This window comes from Pseudomonas sp. BF-RE-25 (assembly GCF_019956105.1).
Lineage (GTDB): Bacteria > Pseudomonadota > Gammaproteobacteria > Pseudomonadales > Pseudomonadaceae > Aquipseudomonas > Aquipseudomonas migulae.
In genome coordinates, this window is record NZ_JAHBDB010000013.1 from 31,741 (window position 1) to 47,606 (window position 15,866).

At 54.4% G+C, this 15,866-nt stretch carries 14 protein-coding genes; 4 read left to right on the forward strand and 10 right to left on the reverse strand.

The annotated features are described in order from the left end of the window. The 7 genes from argR to acs all read right to left on the reverse strand — a co-directional run bounded on the left by argR (nucleotide 1) and on the right by acs (nucleotide 8,031). Complete coding sequence (argR, locus tag KGB24_RS07735) at nucleotides 1-981, reverse strand: transcriptional regulator ArgR (protein WP_008033121.1); 981 nt, start codon at nucleotides 979-981, stop codon at nucleotides 1-3. Nucleotides 982-1,222: 241 nt separating this feature from the next. Beyond that, entirely contained in the window at nucleotides 1,223-1,987 is a 765-nt protein-coding gene (locus KGB24_RS07740; protein WP_008034888.1) for an ABC transporter ATP-binding protein, read from the reverse strand. Nucleotides 1,988-2,014: 27 nt separating this feature from the next. After that, nucleotides 2,015-3,127 (reverse strand): M14 family metallopeptidase, encoded by a 1,113-nt coding sequence (locus tag KGB24_RS07745; RefSeq protein ID WP_223413663.1) that lies wholly within the window; start codon nucleotides 3,125-3,127, stop codon nucleotides 2,015-2,017. A 1-nt stretch (nucleotide 3,128) separates the two neighbouring features. Next, nucleotides 3,129-3,827: an ABC transporter permease gene (locus KGB24_RS07750; RefSeq protein WP_223413662.1), complete on the reverse strand. Its 699-nt coding sequence runs from the start codon at nucleotides 3,825-3,827 to the stop codon at nucleotides 3,129-3,131. After that, on the reverse strand, nucleotides 3,824-4,513 hold the full coding sequence (locus KGB24_RS07755; protein ID WP_007951063.1) for an ABC transporter permease: 690 nt from the start codon (nucleotides 4,511-4,513) through the stop codon (nucleotides 3,824-3,826). Before KGB24_RS07755 ends, KGB24_RS07750 begins: the two co-directional genes overlap by 4 nt. Before the next feature lie 90 nt (nucleotides 4,514-4,603). Continuing rightward, nucleotides 4,604-5,377, reverse strand: a complete 774-nt coding sequence (locus KGB24_RS07760) for an ABC transporter substrate-binding protein (protein WP_008034882.1) — start codon at nucleotides 5,375-5,377, stop codon at nucleotides 4,604-4,606. A gap of 698 nt (nucleotides 5,378-6,075) precedes the next feature. Next, entirely contained in the window at nucleotides 6,076-8,031 is a 1,956-nt protein-coding gene (acs, locus tag KGB24_RS07765) for an acetate--CoA ligase (protein WP_008034880.1), read from the reverse strand. A gap of 454 nt (nucleotides 8,032-8,485) precedes the next feature. Between acs and KGB24_RS07770 the strand changes: the two genes are divergently transcribed. From KGB24_RS07770 to KGB24_RS07785, 4 genes are all read left to right on the forward strand, one after another. Further along, nucleotides 8,486-8,749, forward strand: coding sequence for a DUF2790 domain-containing protein (locus KGB24_RS07770; RefSeq protein WP_008034878.1), 264 nt, complete (start codon nucleotides 8,486-8,488; stop codon nucleotides 8,747-8,749). Nucleotides 8,750-8,986: 237 nt separating this feature from the next. Continuing rightward, nucleotides 8,987-9,301, forward strand: coding sequence for a hypothetical protein (locus KGB24_RS07775; RefSeq protein ID WP_223415580.1), 315 nt, complete (start codon nucleotides 8,987-8,989; stop codon nucleotides 9,299-9,301). A gap of 516 nt (nucleotides 9,302-9,817) precedes the next feature. After that, a complete protein-coding gene (locus KGB24_RS07780) occupies nucleotides 9,818-11,068 on the forward strand; it encodes a ribonucleotide-diphosphate reductase subunit beta (RefSeq protein WP_008034875.1) in 1,251 nt (416 codons plus the stop codon). Between the two features lie 201 nt (nucleotides 11,069-11,269). Further along, nucleotides 11,270-12,418, forward strand: a complete 1,149-nt coding sequence (locus KGB24_RS07785) for a hypothetical protein (protein WP_223415579.1) — start codon at nucleotides 11,270-11,272, stop codon at nucleotides 12,416-12,418. A gap of 13 nt (nucleotides 12,419-12,431) precedes the next feature. On the opposite strand, the gene KGB24_RS07790 is transcribed toward KGB24_RS07785, so the two are convergent. The 3 genes from KGB24_RS07790 to dcm all read right to left on the reverse strand — a co-directional run bounded on the left by KGB24_RS07790 (nucleotide 12,432) and on the right by dcm (nucleotide 15,759). Further along, complete coding sequence (locus tag KGB24_RS07790; RefSeq protein WP_223415578.1) at nucleotides 12,432-12,896, reverse strand: very short patch repair endonuclease; 465 nt, start codon at nucleotides 12,894-12,896, stop codon at nucleotides 12,432-12,434. Between the two features lie 13 nt (nucleotides 12,897-12,909). Next, a complete protein-coding gene (locus KGB24_RS07795; RefSeq protein WP_223415577.1) occupies nucleotides 12,910-14,238 on the reverse strand; it encodes an MvaI/BcnI family restriction endonuclease in 1,329 nt (442 codons plus the stop codon). Nucleotides 14,239-14,322: 84 nt separating this feature from the next. Continuing rightward, nucleotides 14,323-15,759, reverse strand: coding sequence for a DNA (cytosine-5-)-methyltransferase (gene dcm, locus KGB24_RS07800; protein WP_223415576.1), 1,437 nt, complete (start codon nucleotides 15,757-15,759; stop codon nucleotides 14,323-14,325). Nucleotides 15,760-15,866: the final 107 nt, after the last annotated feature.

The window sequence follows — 15,866 nt, forward strand, 5'->3', positions numbered from 1 at the left end:
TCAGCCGCGCTCGGACGGCACCGACGACAACTCGAACGGACTGCTGCTGCGCCGCTGGTTGCGATCTTCCCGCGGCGTGGCACCGAAGAAGTTGCGGTAGGCGCTGGAGAAATGTGGCCCCGAGGAGAAGCCGCACGACAGGCCGATCTGGATGATCGACTTGCTGGTTTGCATCAACATCTGCCGGGCCTTGTTCAGGCGCAGCTCCAGGTAGTACTGGCTCGGCACGCGGTTGAGGTATTGCTTGAAGATCCGCTCCAACTGCCGACGGGATACGCACACGTGCTGGGCAATTTCGTCGGTGGTCAGCGGCTCTTCGATGTTCGCTTCCATCAGCAACACCGCTTGAGTGAGCTTCGGATGGCTGGAGCCGAGGCGGTTCTGCAGCGGAATGCGTTGGCGCTCGCCGCCTTCGCGGATGCGCTCGACCACCAGCTCTTCGGATACGGCGCCAGCGAGTTCGGCGCCGTGATCACGGGCCAGCACCGCCAACAACAGATCGAGAACCGACAGGCCGCCACACGCCGTCAGGCGATCGCGATCCCAGTCGAACAGATGGCTGGTGGCGATGACTTTCGGGAAACGTTCGGCGAAATCGTCCTGCCAGCGCCAGTGCACAGCAGCGCGATAACCGTCGAGCAAACCGAGTTGCGCCAACGGATAAACACCGGCGGACAAACCACCGATCACGCAACCGGCACGCACCAGTTGTTTCAGCGCACTGCTGAGCGCCGGCGCGAGGGTGGTCGGCGGCTCATCGGCGAGCAGGAACAGTTTCTGCAAGTTTTCGAGCTTGCCGGCCCAGGGTTCACCCGGCAATTGCCAGGCGCCTTCGGTCGACGGTTCGGCCTGCAGGAACGACAGTTCGTAGACCACGTCCGGATGCACACGCTGGGCAACACGCAAGGCCTCCTCAGCCAGCGCAAGCGTCAGTGCTTTAGTGCTGGGCCAAATCAGGAAACCAATTCGATGGGCAGTCATGGCGGGCAATCCGAAACGAAACAGTGATGAAGGCATGGGCCAATGCTAGCCCGTAAATGAACGCAAATCTCAAAACCGGTAACTATCCCCTGTAGGAGCCGGCTTGCTGGCGATAGCGGTGGGTCAGTTTAAATATCTGACACAGACATACCGCTATCGCCAGCAAGCCGGCTCCTACAAATCGGGGCTGGCCTCTAAATTGCGAAGCATGCACTATCCCGGTGCACAACGGCAGTCTTGATTATTTCAGGCTGCCCGAGAGGAATTGTTGCAGACGTTCGGACTGTGGATTGACCAGCACCTCACGCGGGTTGCCGCTTTCTTCGACGACACCTTTGTGCAGGAACACCAGCTGGTTCGACACTTCACGGGCGAAGCCCATTTCGTGGGTCACCACCACCATGGTCCGGCCTTCCTGGGCCAGGGCCTGCATCACCTTCAGCACGTCGCCGACCAGTTCCGGGTCGAGGGCCGAGGTCGGTTCGTCGAACAGCATCACCTCAGGTTCCATCGCCAGCGCACGGGCAATCGCCACGCGCTGCTGCTCGCCGCCGGACATGTGGCCAGGGTAAGCGTCTTTACGATGCGCCACGCCGACCTTGTTCAGGTAGTGCTCGGCTTTCTCGCGGGCTTCGGCCTTGGACATGCCGAGCACGTGGACCGGCGCTTCCATGATGTTTTCCATCGCGGTCATGTGCGACCACAGGTTGAAGTGCTGGAACACCATCGACAGACGCGAACGCATGCGTTGCAGCTGTTTCGGGTCAGCGGCTTTCAGCGCGCCGTCCTTGTTGGCAACCAGTTTCAGCTCTTCGTTGTTGAGCAGGATCTTGCCCGCGTGCGGCTGCTCCAGCAGGTTGATGCAGCGCAGGAAGGTACTTTTGCCGGAGCCACTGGAGCCGATGATGCTGATCACATCGCCAGCCGCCGCTTTCAGGGACACGCCCTTGAGCACTTCGTGACTGCCATAGCGTTTATGCAGGTCTTGGACTTCAAGTTTGTACATGCGGTCGGTTCTCACAAAAACAGTCAGTCAGTCGTTGAGCAAGCGCCCGTGACGCAGCGCTTCGCGCCCCGCCACCTTGGCCAGCCAGAAACCGGGTTGGGCATAACGCAGCCGTTCAATGGCAAACAGCACCCCGGACGTACCAGCACACACCGTGCTGACCCGATCCGATAACGGATCGATCACTTCAAAAATCTCGTCGCCGGCTTCGATCCACTCACCGGGTTTACGCAGAAAACTGATCACGCCCGGATGCGGCGCGAACAGCAATTCGGTGCCTTCGAACGGCATGCCTTCACACGCGTCCTGCGCAGGTTTCGGCCATTCGCCGCTGATCAAGCCTTGCTCGGCGAGGAACGCGAGAATGCCTTCGGCATAAGCCTCGGCATCAGCGCGAGCGGTATCGGCCTGCCCCCCTAATTCAATAGTAGTCGCCAGACAGGCCAGTGGAATCTGTGCGTCCGGGAACTGACGGGACAGACGCAACCATGGCAGCGAGCAGGCTTCGTCGAAGGAGCTGCCGCCGGAATCTTCCGCCAGCAGGCCCACTTTCACATTCAGGTGCGCGGCGAGCGAACGCCATTGCGGCCAGTGTTGCGGCAACGCGTACATGTGCAGCGCGGCTTCGGCATCGCAGTGCAAATCGAGCACCACATCAGCGGTGCAGGCATGGCTGAGCAACACGCGCTGCATGCCTTGCAACTGGCTGCTCGCCTGCGGCAATGCCGCCAGGTGATCGCTCATGGCCTGACGGATCAAGCGGATGTTGGCGTGCGGATCGTCACCCAGATGCCCTTCGAGTTGGGCGGCCACTGGCGCGCTCAGCTCGACGAAATCGCGGTTGAAGTTCTTGCCGCTGCCCGCCTCGAAACGTCCTTGATGGTTGCCTTGCAGCAGCTGACCGAGACCCAGTGGGTTGGCCACCGGCACCAGTTCGATCACACCGTTAAGCAAGCCTTGGGCTTCGAGTTCGGTCAGGTGCTTTTTCAGCTCCCAGGCCGTGCGCATGCCCGGCAATTCATCGGCGTGCAGGCTGGCCTGGATGTAGGCCTTGCGCTCGCCACTACCGAAGCGGAACACCGAAATCTGGCGTTCGCTGCCCAGGTGGCTCCACGGCAACGAATGATCGATGCGTTCCATATCAGTGCTTCCGCGGGGCCAGGTAGCCCAGCCAACGGCGCTCGGCCAGCTTGAACAGCTTCACCAGAATGAAGGTCAGGCACAGGTAGAACACACCCGCGGTGATGTACGCTTCGAACGGCAGGTAGAACTGAGCGTTGACCGTGCGCGCGGCGCCGGTGATGTCGATCAGGGTCACGATGGACGCCAGACTGGTGGTCTGCAGCATCATGATCACTTCGTTGCTGTACTGCGGCAGCGCCCGGCGCAGGGCCGATGGCAGCAGAATCCGCTTGTACATCTTGAAGCGCGACATGCCCATGGCCTTGGCCGCTTCGATCTCACCGTTCGGCGTGGCGCGCAGGCTGCCGGCGATGATTTCTGCGGTGTAGGCGCTGGTGTTGATCGCGAAGGCCAGGCACGCACAGAACGTCGCGCTGGACAGCCACGGCCACAGGAAGCTTTCCCGCACCGCCTGGAATTGCGCCAGACCGTAGTAGATCAAAAACAGCTGCACCAGCATCGGCGTGCCGCGGATCACGTAGGTGTAGAGCCAGGCAGTCATGTTGACGACCGCGTTCTTCGAAACGCGCATCAAGCCCAGGGGCAAGGCGCACAGCAAACCGAAGAACAATGACAGTGCGAGCAATTTGAGGGTGGTCACCAGGCCGCCGAGGTACAGCGGCAGGGCCTCCCAAATGACGTTGTAGTCGAAGATCATAGATCAGCCGCCCTTACGCCTACCGAGTAGCGCTTCTCAAGGTGACGCAATGCCAGCAACGAGACACTGGTGATCACCAGGTACATCGCGGCCACTGCGAGGAAGAAGGTGAAAGGCTCGCGGGTGGCATCTGCCGCCTGCTTGGCCTTGAACATCATGTCTTGCAGACCCACCACCGAAATCAGCGCGGTGGCCTTGGTCAGTACCAGCCAGTTGTTGGTGAAGCCCGGAATCGCCAGGCGAATCATCTGCGGCACCAACACCCGGAAGAACACCTGAAAACTGCTCATGCCGTACGCCATACCGGCTTCGGCCTGCCCCTTCGGAATCGCCATGAAGGCGCCACGGAAGGTTTCCGACAGATACGCACCGAAGATGAAACCCAGGGTGCCGATACCGGCGGCCAACGGGTTCAGGTCGATGTAATCGTCATAGCCGAGCATCGGTGCGACGCGGTTGAGCAGGTCCTGACCGCCGTAGAAAATCAGCAGGATCAGCACCAGATCGGGAATCCCGCGGATCACCGTGGAATACAGATCGCCCAGCCAGGCCAGCCAACGCACCGGCGACAGACGCAGCGCAACGCCGATCAGCCCCAGGACGATGGCCAGGGCCATGGACGACAAGGCGAGCTGAAGCGTCAGCCATGCGCCATCGAGGATGACAGCCCCGTAGCCTTTCAACATGATTCAGATCCTCGAAAGTTGGGATGAAAAAATGGCGCAAACCTCAGAGATCCTGCTGCTTGCGCCATTCGGACTTGTCGCCGGGACGTGTTACTTGCCGTAGATATCGAAGTCGAAGTACTTGTCCTGGATCTGCTTGTACTTGCCGTTCTCACGAATGGCAGTGATCGCGGTGTTGACCTTGTCTTTCAGCGCATCACCCTTGCGAACAGCAATACCTACGCCGTCGCCAAAGTATTTGACGTCGGTGAAGGCCGGGCCCACGAAAGCAAAACCTTTGCCGGCGTCGGTTTTCAGGAAACCGTCATTCAGCAGCGTAGCGTCTGCCACGGTGCCGTCGAGGCGACCGGCAGCGACGTCGAGGTAAATTTCGTTCTGCGAACCGTACGGCTTGACCTCGGCACCCAGCGGGGCCAGGACTTCGCGGGCGAAACGCTCGTGAATCGAACCACGCTGCACGCCGATGTTCTTGCCCTTCAGCTCGGTCAGGCCTTCGCTGACTTGAGTGCCGGCCTTCATGACCAGGCGAGCCGGGGTGTTGTAGTACTTGTTGGTGAAGTCCACGGACTTCTTGCGGTCTTCAGTGATCGACATGGACGACAGGATGGCGTCGATCTTGCGCACTTTGAGTGCTGGGATCAGACCGTCGAACTCTTGCTCGACCCAGACGCACTTGACCTTCATTTCTTCGCACAGTGCGTTGCCGATGTCGTAGTCGAAACCAACGATGCTGCCGTCCGGTGCTTTGGAAGCAAACGGAGGGTAAGCCGCTTCGATGCCAATTTTCAGAGGCTTTTCATCGGCGAAAGTTGGCAGGGACAGCACGGACAGTGCCAGGGCGCCAAGCAGCACGAGTTTCTTCATCTTGGGACTCCATCGGTAAAGGGCTAAAACGGCAGAGTGAGCAACAGCCCATTATGCGAATGAGTAAAACCGGAAAGCGGTTGCTGCGTCCTGGGAAACCGGCGTTGTTTTCAACGCGAGCAACGACGAGCGAGTGATCGGCATTCTAACGACAGGCCCGAAGCCGATATTTCTTCAATGCGACAACAAATTACAGAAGCACCGAGAAAGCCGTTTAGGCACGTTGACAGCCTTGCAATTTCATGCAAGAGCAAAAGACAGTGAACCGATCTATATTGCAAATTGCGGGCCTATTATTCGCAAAGCCTTCTAATCCGGCAAGCGCAGCGTGGGTTCTTATTTTTTTGCGGGGTTGAAATGCATTGATGCGGGGTTATGGCGTTTCGCAATGCCCCGTATCGGCGCAGGCGGTTACACATTCAGTTACTTGAAGGGTCGTGGGTAACAGTGGGAAATGGACTACGGGGGAAGCCGATAATTATTGGCTGGTGTTTATGTGGCGTTTGATAGATCGCCATCGCGAGCAGGCTCACTCCTACAGGGGGTTTCAGTGAATTCAGAATTTGCGTACGCCAACAATCCCTGTGGGAGTGAGCCTGCTCGCGATGGGGCCAGAACAGCCAACACAAAAATCCCAACCAACAAAAAGCCCCACCAGACTCAACACCTGGCAGGGCTTCGATAACGCCAAACGCTACTTACGCAACATTCATCGTCTTGTGCGTATCAATCAAATGCTGCACCACACCCGGATCCGCCAGGGTTGAAATGTCCCCCAACCCATCATATTCAGCGGTCGCAATCTTGCGCAGAATCCGGCGCATGATCTTGCCCGAACGCGTCTTCGGCAGCCCCGGCGCCCACTGAATCACATCCGGCGAAGCAATCGGGCCGATCTCTTTACGCACCCAGTTCTTCAGCTCCAGACGCAATTGCTCGCTCGTCTCTTCACCAGCGATCAACGTGACATAGACATAAATGCCCTGCCCCTTGATGTCATGCGGCACACCGACCACGGCTGCTTCAGCGACTTTCGGGTGCGCAACCATCGCGCTCTCGATCTCGGCGGTGCCCATGCGGTGGCCGGACACGTTGAGCACGTCGTCCACACGGCCGGTGATCCAGTAGTAACCGTCCTCGTCACGACGCGCACCGTCACCGGTGAAGTACATGCCGCGGAAGGTCTTGAAGTAGGTGTCGACGAAACGGTCGTGGTCGCCATACAGCGTGCGCGCCTGGCCTGGCCACGAATCGAGAATCACCAGGTTACCCTCGGCGACGCCTTCGATGATGTTGCCCAGGTTGTCCACCAGTGCCGGTACCACGCCGAAGAACGGACGTGCCGCCGAGCCTGGCTTCAGCGCGTGAGCGCCTGGCAACGGGCTCATCATGTTGCCGCCGGTTTCGGTCTGCCACCAGGTATCGACGATCGGGCAACGGGATTGGCCGACGTTCTTGTAGTACCAGTCCCACGCTTCCGGGTTGATCGGCTCACCGACCGAACCCAGCAGACGCAAGCTGCTGCCGTCAGCACCTTCAACAGCGGCCTTGCCCGACGCCATCATCGCGCGGATCGCGGTCGGCGCGGTGTAGAGGATGTTGACCTTGTGCTTGTCGACGATCTTCGCCACCCGGGTGATGTCCGGGTAGTTCGGCACGCCTTCGAACAGCAGCGTGGTCGCGCCGTTGGCCAGCGGGCCGTAGACGATGTAGCTGTGGCCGGTGACCCAGCCGACGTCGGCGGTGCACCAGTAGATTTCGCCCGGGCGGTAGTCGAACACGCGCTCATGGGTCATGGCCGCGTACAGCAAGTAGCCGCCGGTGGTGTGTTGCACGCCCTTCGGCTTGCCGGTGGAACCGGAGGTGTAAAGGATGAACAGCGCTTCTTCGGCGCCCATCTCTTTCGGCGCGCAGACACTGCCCGCCACTTTCATCAGGTCTTCAAACCAGATGTCGCGATGCTGGTTCCACTTGATGTCGCCACCGGTGCGCTTGCACACGATGACTTTCTGAATGCTGCTGGTTTCCGGGTTGGTCAGCGCGTCGTCGACGTTGGACTTGAGCGGGATTTTCTTGCCGGCACGAATGCCTTCGTCAGCGGTAATAACCACTTTCGAGCGGCAGTCGATGATGCGACCGGCCAGGGCTTCCGGCGAGAAACCACCGAACACCACCGAGTGAATCGCGCCGATCCGGGTGCAGGCCAGCATGGCGACCACGGCTTCGGGGATCATCGGCATATAGATAGTCACCACGTCGCCGCGGTGCACATCCTGGCCGCGCAAGGCGTTGGCGAACTTGCAGACTTGTTCGTGCAGCTCGCGGTAGGTGATGTTGCGGCTTTCGGAAGGGTCATCCCCTTCCCAAATGATCGCGACTTGATCGCCGCGCTCGGCCAGATGACGGTCGAGGCAGTTGTAGGAAACGTTCAGGGTGCCGTCGGCGAACCATTTGATGTCGACATGGTGATCGTCGAAGGACGTCTGCTTCACCGTGGTGAAAGGCTTGATCCAGTCGAGGCGCTTGGCTTGCTCGCGCCAGAAACCGTCAGGGTTGACGACCGACTGCTGGTACATGGCTTTGTAGGTTGCCTCGTCGGTCAGCGTGTTGGCCGCTACCTCGGGACGAACGGGATACAGAGAAGCCGCACTCATCTTTCTTACCTCGGTGGAATAGTTGTTTTTGTATGGCCCTGTTGTAGCCCGGGCCGGGCCTATAGAACCATTCGACGATGGTAGTAACAAGCCCCTACAAATTATCGTGATAAGCCCGCACAGATGTACGCAACCCCTGTAGGAGCGAGGCTTGCCCGCGAAGAACGATAACGCGGTCAACCTGAAAACCGCGTTATCGTTCTTCGCGGGCAAGCCTCGCTCCTACAACCGTATTCCACGATTGTTACGAAATCTGTCAAAGGTGTTTATCAAAACCCCACCTATATGAATGCCAGCCCCACGCCTAAAATCCACCTCGCCAACAAGGCAAACCCTGATTAACCAAGTTGCAGCCCCCACGAAGGCAGTTAATCAAAACACCGGTAACCAAGTTCCACACGCAACCCCAAAAAGGTTGCGTGACCCCACTCGACCTCTAAAAGGTAAAACCGAAATGAAAGCTTTATTAGTTCTGGCCCTCTCCAGCCTGTGCGCAACCGCCATGGCAGACGAGGTCCCGACTGATGTCGCCCAGCAACAACCGGTCATCGAGGAATACACTTACTCCACTCACCTCGATATCGCCAAAGTTGTCTCCATGAGTGAAATCCCCAATGTGTGCGAAGTTGTCCCCATGAAAATGGAATACGACGACTCCAAAGGCCAACGCCACATTCTGCGCTACAGCATCATGGGTAACGGCTGCTCCAACGGCTGATCACCCGCACTCCCCAAAACGGTTCGACCCAATGCCCGATCATCACACCGACCTGTAGGAGCCAGCTTGCTGGCGAAAGCAGTCGACGCAATGTTCCAGGCAGTCAAAGCGCCGAACCGTATAGATCGATTTATACGATAGCTTTAAGCATTTATTTGCGCTTTTTAATCGAATCCATCGGCGTAGTATGAATTCCACACCAAGGCACACAACGCCAACGAACCTGGAGCAACGACCATGAAAACCAAACTGATCCTCGCCCTGACCCTGTCTGTACTGGCCGCCAACACCTTCGCCGCCGACGGTTACGACCGCACGGGCTCGGCCACTTTCACCACCGAAGCCGCTGTCGCTTCTGACGGCTACGACCACACCGGCTCGGCCAAAGTCGCCGCCGACGGTGCCGATCACGTCGGTGCAAGCAAACTCGCTTCCGATGGCTTCGATCACACCGGCGCCGCCAAAGTCGCTGCCGATGGTGCCGACCATGTCGGTGCAGGCAAACTCGCCGCCGATGGCGCAGACCACGTCGGTGCCGCTCGCCTGAGCTGATCATCGAGCGTGACTGACAGCCCGACTTCGGTCGGGCTTAGTTGTGTCTGAGGCCAGCGAAAATCGACTCAAAACACAACATGTAGTGAAAAACCCGATTTTTTGTCTATTTTTTGAACAAAAAAGTAGCACGTCAAAATTTAAGAAAAAAAATCTGCACCCGCGATCTCCAGCCAAAGCCCTGTAAACCCTCGCTCCGACCGAAAAACCCTGCTTCTCGACCGCTCCATGCGCGGATTCGCCCCACCACGGCCGCAAAAATTTCCCTATAATGCCGCCTTAAACGGGCCTGCAATATTCCCTTACAGGGATGACAGCCAGTCCGAAGCCCAGGCCGACGTCGTCAACGACTGCAGCGCCATCAGCGGCTCTCGGAACCCCGTACAAAATTATGTTTATTTGCCTGCGTGTACCGCTGCAAAAAACGCTATCAAACGCGGCCAGACCGGTCGTGTGAAAAACCAACCAATCAGTTTTCACACGGGCATCTGGCCCTCACGCAGGAGACGACACGTCATGCTGAGCTGGGACGAATTCGACAAAGAAGACAGCGGCGAGACCGTGGTAAAAGGCGCCAACGCCGGCCACGCGACTGAAGCCAACATGGACCGCCTCGACACCGCCGGTGGTGTTGCCGCTCAAGAAGCTCGCGCTGTAACCGCGTCCGACTCCGCCGCCATCGCTCGCGCCAAGGCTGCCCTCGACAACCTCGACATCGCCGAAGGCCTCGCCGAACTCGAAGGCGCCTCCGCCCGTGTCGCCGTTGACGAAAAGCGCATGATCAACTGCCGTGCCGACCTCAACCAACTCGTACCGTTCAAGTACGACTGGGCCTGGCAGAAGTATCTGGACGGTTGCGCAAACCACTGGATGCCGCAAGAAGTCAACATGACCGCCGACATCGCCCTCTGGAAAGACCCGGAAGGCCTGACCGACGACGAGCGCCGCATCGTCATGCGCAACCTCGGCTTCTTCTCCACCGCCGACTCCCTGGTTGCCAACAACCTGGTCCTGGCCGTGTACCGCCTGATCACCAACCCGGAATGCCGCCAGTACATCCTGCGCCAGGCGTTCGAAGAAGCGATCCACACCCACGCCTACCAGTACTGCATCGAATCGCTGGCCATGGATGAAGGCGAAATCTTCAACATGTACCACGAGATCCCATCGGTCGCGAAAAAAGCCACCTGGGGCCTGAAATACACCCGTTCGATCTCCGATCCGAAGTTCGAAACCGGCACCGTCGAAACCGACAAAGAACTGCTGCGCAACCTGATCGCCTACTACTGCGTCCTGGAAGGCATCTTCTTCTACTGCGGCTTCACCCAGATCCTCTCCATGGGCCGCCGCAACAAAATGACCGGCGTCGCCGAGCAGTTCCAATACATCCTGCGCGACGAATCCATGCACCTGAACTTCGGCATCGACGTGATCAACCAGATCAAAATCGAAAACCCGCACTTGTGGGATGCCGAGATGAAGGAAGAGGCTTCGCAGATGATTCTGCAGGGGACTCAGCTGGAGATTGAATACGCGCGTGACACCATGCCTCGCGGCGTACTCGGCATGAATGCGGCGATGATGGAGGACTATCTGAAGTTCATCGCTAACCGTCGTTTGTCGCAGATTGGTTTGAAGGAAGAGTATCCAGGGACGACTAACCCGTTCCCTTGGATGAGCGAGATTATGGACTTGAAGAAAGAGAAGAATTTCTTTGAGACTCGGGTTATTGAGTATCAGACTGGTGGGGCTTTGAGCTGGGATTGATTTAATTTCACACCTACCGCGCCGATAAAAACTGCCTCTACTCAAGAGGCAGTTTTTTTTGCGCAGAATAAAAATGCGCCACGCCAAAATAGTAAGAACTACGCTACAAATACATATAAAAATATAGCTCACGAACAAGCATTAAAGACCTCCAAGAAACGGCCGATAAACATTCCAACTAGAGCCGAGGTCGATAAAGCCATGCTTAGCAACCCCCCCCTTAAACAAACATCACAAACAACCATGAGCTCGACCTGTATAAAATTTAAAAACCAAGACATCTCGCACGACTCAATTGAAGACATACTCAACTATCAACTTTCCTCTGAGGGAATTAAAAGAATTGAGTCCTTCATCTTTGAAGCATCCTTAAAGCAAAACCTACGACAAATAGCGCCTCCTTCCAAAGCAATATTTTCGTTTGGCTGGAGCGTAGGTTTCAATAAAGATGAAACCCCAGCTTATTGGTTTCGCTTTCAAGAAAGTGACGACGATTGGAACGAAGCAGATCAAGCGTTGGCGCTAAAAATTTCTGCATTTTCCCCGAGCGATGTGAGCATCCACAGAATCACATTTAACAACAGCTTGAATCAATATTTCTCACAAAGCCTTACGAAAAGTCAATGGAGCGCACCCACTCCCGTTTTACAAATGCTACATAGCCTTCCATTAAAGCTTCCGCAAAACTCAATCAAAAACACTGGCGAGGATTTTTTCAATGAGGACAGGTACGAAATTGCAAAAAAATGGATGAGAAAGAAAAAATTCGAAAATGAAATAAAGAACATCTCCATTCATCGAAGACTCATAAACTGCGTAATCGTACCTACATTGGGGCGACAAATTGTTGACCTCGACGCAGTCGTTCTTTCTTCAGAAAACAACCTATGCTGCTTAGAATTTAAAAGAAAGTACCCCTCTGAAAAGATCAAAGTCTTTGGAATTGATGAATACCCTCACATAAAAATAATCAACTTTCTCTCCAACCTTTCAATAAGTATGCGGCACTTGATCCTAGTATCACCTAACTGGAACAAAGACACATCTCCATTAAGCATGCTTGAGGATATAGTCAATCATAGCCGTTGGAGGTGGCTAGCCGCAACCCTTGACCCTTCTAGCATAGGTCAAACTAAAATGAAAACATTTGGCACAAATAGCGGACACTCAGGCCAACCCCGCACTCAATACAACATTAAATGGCCAAGCCTTTATGTTTTGCAGGAAGAGTTACGGCTAGGCAATACTGGAATTAAGAAGTTATTGGAATTTGTAGAAAAAGGAGATACTTCAGCTCTCCCACCTGCCACTTTCAAGTTACTCAATGACTTGAGAACAAGCATTCAATAGCAGCAGGCAAACTTTAATTCTTTTTTGGCCGAGGAGGTTCACTCGGCCAAATTAGATCAACCCGACTCTCAGAGACTATCATTTTTTTGAGCTCATCCACTTTATCAAACGAGTGTTTAAGACCACATTCCCAAACAACGACAACCCTCCACCCCATCGCTACCAAGGCGCTTAAATGCTCTTGATCTCTAATTACGTTACGACCTAACTTCTCCTCCCAAAACAAAGCACGACTTTTAGGAGACGCTGCATATTTACACCCTCCATGTTTATGCCAAAAACAACCATGAACAAAAATAGCGGTTTTATACTTTGGCAAAATCAAATCAGGCTGCCCAGGTAGATCCTTTCGATGTAGCCTGAAACGAAAGCCACATGAATGCAGATAGCGCCGAATGATTAGTTCTGGCTTTGTGTCTTTCCCTCGAATACCCGACATCATTCGTGACCTTGTCGGAGGATCAACTACATCTGGCATTCACGAACCCTCGCTAGAAATCCGTTAATAAAATTCGCTCACTCTTTTCATATAAAAGCCCAACATTTTTCCACGCCACTCTAAATTGATTACGCTTCTTGGAAACCCACCTGCCTTCCAGAAGCTTCATATTAATTCCAGGATCGTGATAGATTACATTAGAGTGCATTGCTCGAAGAAAAGAATTCAAACCAGCGCCTTCGCACAGATGAACTTCCGGGCCATATCTAAAAAACCTAACATCCCGCTCTTCAACGGAGTACGAAACATAGGCTGTTTGTGCGTGTTTTCTAGACCAGTGCGTTAATATTTTATTAAAAGACCATCCCGCGGCCTTATTCCCTGCTCTATCTCTCAGGACTAGACCACCTTCAGGGTCGGTAACTTCGTTAACATCTGGATCGTAACCTTCCATTTGCAAAGTAAGCCCACTGCGCTCCTGGAGAGTATCCATCAGATGCCTCCCGGTGAAATCACGTCTAAACTCACCACAAACACCATACTCGGAAAGAAACTGACCTAAACTAGAAAGGTACGTCCCCGAGTCGGGTTCAGGAGTCATCAAGGTTACAGCGCCAGTACTGTGTGACTTTAGCTCCCAACCTTGAAAGTCAGGCTCTGAACGGCCATTCGGGATAATCCCGAACAATCCCTCCAAAGTATAGCCCGCGCCATTTTTAGCGTGGTAGTCCATCAGCTTCCCTTCGGCACTTAAACGGCTAGAGCGGACGGGACCACCATGATAAATTTCAGCCAGCCGCTGCAATAGCAAAATACGGCCATTTACTATGGGTTGTTCCAACTCATAAAATACCGAAGCAACGTTTGATACGTTTCCTTTATTTATCCTTGCTCTAGCATCCTTTGATAATTCACCCTCCCATTCTCCTGAATAAGCGAGTACCGTATCATTCTCGCAAATACCCAATACTAGGCACCGCTGCATATGCTCTCGAGCAAGTCTTTCCTCTGGTGTAGGAGGTCTCATCAATTTTGCAGGAGACAATGATGACCCTCGAATAAATCCGGACAATCTAACTTCCGGATAACGAGGATAAAGTATGAGCTGCGCCCCCAAAGCGGGAGTGGGAGGAACGCAATCGTGAATATCTATCCAACTTAGCTTTAACTGCGCCTTAAACATTACACCTTTATCTTTGGTAGGCTCGCCCACCAGATCTCCATGAGGAATAAGGCGTAAAACATCGAAGTCACTTCCAAAATAAATTTGCTGCTTAGAGTTGTCGTTATTTGCTAACAACTTAAAAACAACACGCTTCGCTCCATGGCGGCGCATCACTTTGGAAACGTACTCCAAAGGTGATTCATTATTTTTTAGCACCTAACCCCTCCTGGATCTAGCCTACATCGAAGTAGCATTGCCGCTTCGATGTCTTAGTAGTGGCTAAATATCACCAGGGAAAGGTTAATTGGCAAGGGCAATTTCTAGCTGTGGCTGTTCAACATCAACACTCTTGCCTTTGGCGGCCAAAATTCGATCTTTCATCAACCGTGCCACAGCCTCAAAAACCGGAACGGCAACGGAGTTACCAAACTGACGGTATGCTTGGGTATCGGATACGGGAATAACAAATTTGCTTTCCCCCGGCTTGTCGAACCCCATCAAGCGCGAGCACTCATGCGGAGTAAGCCGACGCGGACGATTGAGCTGGTTCAGCTCACTGTTGAAGTCCAAGCTGTCCACAAACCCGCGGTCAACCAGAATTTCCGAACCATCCTTGTGATATCTCGCTGAGAGCGTACGGGCGACATCGTTTGGGCGGGTCAGACCGAAACCAAAGCCATTGCCCTTCTCGCGATGCTTCTCGGCGTAACGGTAGAGATAATCCCAAAGCTTTGGTGTGAGGATGTACTTGCTATCAACTTCTTTATCAAGCAAATCACCAAAGCTAGGTCGCTGCTTGGGTATCAGTTTGCTGATGTCGCGCAGCGTGAAGCCCTGGTGAACATTCAGATCACGACGGAAACCTACCAGCACGATTCGTTCACGGTGCTGGGGCACGAAGTGCTTGGCATCGATGACCTTGGGATCTGAACCCTTCGGCGCATTGACGTCTGCAACCTCGTAGCCCAGCTCATCGAGAGCTTCGCAAATGATCCGGAAGGTATTGCCCTTATCGTGACTTTTCAGGTTTTTCACGTTTTCAAGCAAGAAGGCAGCAGGCCTCTTTGCAGCGATAATCCGGGCCACATCAAAAAACAAAGTGCCTTGGGTTTCACATTCGAAGCCGTGTTTGCGTCCCAAGGAGTTTTTCTTGGAAACACCAGCAAGGGAGAATGGCTGACATGGAAAACCTGCCAACAGGACATCGTGATCAGGGATCTCAAGATCAATATTCTTATACGCATCCTCGTCACTCACCTCGGACTTGTCCGAAAGAGTGACGGAGCGAATATCCAGATTGAAGCGATGCCGGACCGGATCGCAAAAATGGTTCGCCTTGTAGGTTTTGACTGCGTATTTATTCCACTCAGACGTGAACAGGCATTCGCCACCGATGGCTTCAAAACCTTTTCTGATGCCCCCGATACCGGCAAAAAGATCAATAAAGGTAAACGAAGGTTTATGGTTCAAACGCTTGGGCAGAAGAGCTTCCAAGCGAGTGAATTCGATATGGGAAAGCTTTGGTGAAGCCTTGCCTTTGACCCAACGATTTATGGTTTCACGACACCAGTGAGTAGGACTGACATCGTTGAGAATCTCAGCAAGCTGACCTTGATCATAGATTTCCAGCAGCTGATGAAGCAGTGCGAGATCAGTGGCTGGATGGGTGTCTGCGTCATGGGAGCGCGAACTCATTTCACTCAAGGATTCAAAAGATGGTGTTTCAAAAAGATTCATGAGCCCGAGATCCTCTGGGTCAAAGCTGTGACGAATGGTCACCATTCTAGCCCTTGATACTTCAAAGTAAATGAAATTTCCTGGGTTCCCAAACATTTGGGTTGATG

Coding starts and splice junctions, on each gene's coding strand:
- argR (WP_008033121.1), bottom strand. CDS start 981: ATGACTGCCCATCGAATTGGTTTCCTGATTTGGCCCAGCACTAAAGCA.
- KGB24_RS07740 (WP_008034888.1), bottom strand. CDS start 1,987: ATGTACAAACTTGAAGTCCAAGACCTGCATAAACGCTATGGCAGTCAC.
- KGB24_RS07745 (WP_223413663.1), bottom strand. CDS start 3,127: ATGGAACGCATCGATCATTCGTTGCCGTGGAGCCACCTGGGCAGCGAA.
- KGB24_RS07750 (WP_223413662.1), bottom strand. CDS start 3,827: ATGATCTTCGACTACAACGTCATTTGGGAGGCCCTGCCGCTGTACCTC.
- KGB24_RS07755 (WP_007951063.1), bottom strand. CDS start 4,513: ATGTTGAAAGGCTACGGGGCTGTCATCCTCGATGGCGCATGGCTGACG.
- KGB24_RS07760 (WP_008034882.1), bottom strand. CDS start 5,377: ATGAAGAAACTCGTGCTGCTTGGCGCCCTGGCACTGTCCGTGCTGTCC.
- acs (WP_008034880.1), bottom strand. CDS start 8,031: ATGAGTGCGGCTTCTCTGTATCCCGTTCGTCCCGAGGTAGCGGCCAAC.
- KGB24_RS07770 (WP_008034878.1), top strand. CDS start 8,486: ATGAAAGCTTTATTAGTTCTGGCCCTCTCCAGCCTGTGCGCAACCGCC.
- KGB24_RS07775 (WP_223415580.1), top strand. CDS start 8,987: ATGAAAACCAAACTGATCCTCGCCCTGACCCTGTCTGTACTGGCCGCC.
- KGB24_RS07780 (WP_008034875.1), top strand. CDS start 9,818: ATGCTGAGCTGGGACGAATTCGACAAAGAAGACAGCGGCGAGACCGTG.
- KGB24_RS07785 (WP_223415579.1), top strand. CDS start 11,270: ATGCTTAGCAACCCCCCCCTTAAACAAACATCACAAACAACCATGAGC.
- KGB24_RS07790 (WP_223415578.1), bottom strand. CDS start 12,896: ATGCCAGATGTAGTTGATCCTCCGACAAGGTCACGAATGATGTCGGGT.
- dcm (WP_223415576.1), bottom strand. CDS start 15,759: ATGAATCTTTTTGAAACACCATCTTTTGAATCCTTGAGTGAAATGAGT.